Source organism: Cylindrospermopsis sp. CR12, from assembly GCF_001432185.1.
In the GTDB taxonomy this organism is placed as follows: domain Bacteria; phylum Cyanobacteriota; class Cyanobacteriia; order Cyanobacteriales; family Nostocaceae; genus Raphidiopsis; species Raphidiopsis raciborskii.
Window position 1 is genome coordinate 1 of sequence record NZ_LMVE01000123.1, and the last position, 1,944, is coordinate 1,944.

General features: G+C 35.3%; 2 protein-coding genes. Both read left to right on the forward strand.

Annotated elements, in window-relative coordinates:
- The first annotated feature begins 348 nt into the window (after window positions 1-348).
- Window positions 349-606 carry a hypothetical protein gene (locus ASL19_RS18335; RefSeq protein ID WP_072149150.1) on the forward strand — a complete coding sequence of 86 codons (258 nt, stop codon included), beginning with the start codon at window positions 349-351 and terminating at the stop codon, window positions 604-606.
- Complete coding sequence (locus tag ASL19_RS13940; protein ID WP_057178800.1) at window positions 603-1,010, forward strand: type II toxin-antitoxin system VapC family toxin; 408 nt, start codon at window positions 603-605, stop codon at window positions 1,008-1,010. Before ASL19_RS18335 ends, ASL19_RS13940 begins: the two co-directional genes overlap by 4 nt.
- Window positions 1,011-1,944 lie beyond the last annotated feature (934 nt).

Genomic DNA, 1,944 nt, shown 5'->3' on the forward strand with positions numbered 1-1,944 from the left:
CGAATTTATGGGCTAATACGATTGTACAACCATTTTAAGTTATACAATCCCAAATAATTTGGTCACGTTTGGTAAATTGTCTGTTGGGTTTTCTCCACCCAATAATAATGGAAATCTATATCCCGCTAGTGTTTCAATACTACTAATATTTGATGTTTCCCCCCTTCGCGAAAGAGCGATCGCTATCTATCTCCTATTACAGCACCGCAGGATTTTCCCCATCTTTGGTAATTACACCGGAAGTCCTATTAATTTCAAGTGAGGATATCTATTTCCCACGCGCCGATTTTTTCTCCATGGGGGGGTTAAAATATAGTTAGCTAAGGTTGGTTTTACTTTATAGGTTTTATGACTCCAGTTATTTTGCAAAAGCTTAATCCTATCGTTCTTGAAAAACTCAAATATCTTGCTCAAAGTCATCAACGGACTTTAGAAGAAGAAATCACATCTATTCTTGAAGATATCACGGAAAATACACCTATAATTACGCCTCAAAATAGGGGCTGGTTTCCTGGTTTTTTTGAGGAAGTTATTGGTGGATGGGAAGGAGAACCACTGGTTAGGGAGCATCAAGCAGAAGCGCAGGAGAGAGATTTTTTGTTATGACATATTTACTTGATACTAATGTTTGCATCAAGTTGCTTAATAATACCAGTCAGTTAGTTGTTCAAAAATTGTCAGAACAAAGCCCTGAGAATATTAATTTGTCTACAGTAGTTGCATTTGAACTTTTTTATGGAGCTTTTTGTAGCCAAAAAATAGAGGGTAATATCAAGAAATTAGAGCGTTTTCTGAGTCAGTTTAGAATTCTTAGTTTTGATAAAGATGCAGCAAAAGTTTGTGCTTATATTCGTTCTGATTTGAAGAAAAAGGGAACACCAATAGGAGTTTATGATTTGCAAATTGCTGCAATCGCTATTGCTAATAATTTAGTTTTGGTGACTCATAATGTGGGAGAGTTTAGCCGAATAGAAGAGTTACAATATGAGGATTGGGAGATGGAGTTATGAAATTATAGGGATTTGTTCAAGATTTAGAACTTAAATTAAATCCCGGTTCTAAACAAACAGGAATTGCTTTATTATTTAAATAGAAAGATTAAGGAACATTTAGCAAAGATTGGTTTTTCTTTAGAGGAATAGAAATGATACAGGATAGTGATCGAAAAATTGTTTCAGAGTTTCCCTCTCGACTAGAAGCGATAATTCCCATTTTGGATTTACGAGTATTTGGTTCAAGAGCGCGGGGTGATGCTACAAAAGAAGTTCGGGTTACTAATAACTCACGAACTTTCTGATAGGTATAATGGGGGTGTTGGGTTTTATATTAAACTCAACCTACGTTGATCTTATATTTAATTCCACTTACCCACTTACAGGATTTTTTCCATCTTTGGTAGTCCCATAAAATAGCGATCGCCATCTATCTCCTATTACAGCACCGCAGGATTTTCCCCATCTTTGGTAATTACACCGCAAGTCCTATTAATTTCAAGTGAGGATATCTATTTCCCACGCGCCGATTTTTTTTCAATGGTAGGGGTTGACTATTGTCTCTTGGGGATGATACTTTCATAATGGAAATCTATGCACTTTTTTTATAAATGCTCACACTCCATTATAATCAACCTTCATAATACCACATTTTTATCCCTTCGACCACAGAAAAACTTATCTCAACCCCCTATAAACATAATTTTTTCTTATTGTTTATCTTTTATATTTATATATGAATTTATGGGTTAATACGATTGTACAACCATTTTAAGTTATACAACCCCAAATAATTTGGTCACGTTTGGTAAATTGCCTGTTGGGTTTTCTCCACCCAACAATAATGGAAATCTATATCCCGCTGGTGTTTCAATACTACTAATATTTGATATTCCCCTCGCGAAAGAGCGATCGCTTGTAGGTAGGCACAATTATTTGTAGGATGGTTTAT

Bases quoted from the DNA above. Each gene is read 5' to 3' on its own strand.
- ASL19_RS18335 (WP_072149150.1), top strand. From the start codon at position 349: ATGACTCCAGTTATTTTGCAAAAGCTTAATCCTATCGTTCTTGAAAAA.
- ASL19_RS13940 (WP_057178800.1), top strand. From the start codon at position 603: ATGACATATTTACTTGATACTAATGTTTGCATCAAGTTGCTTAATAAT.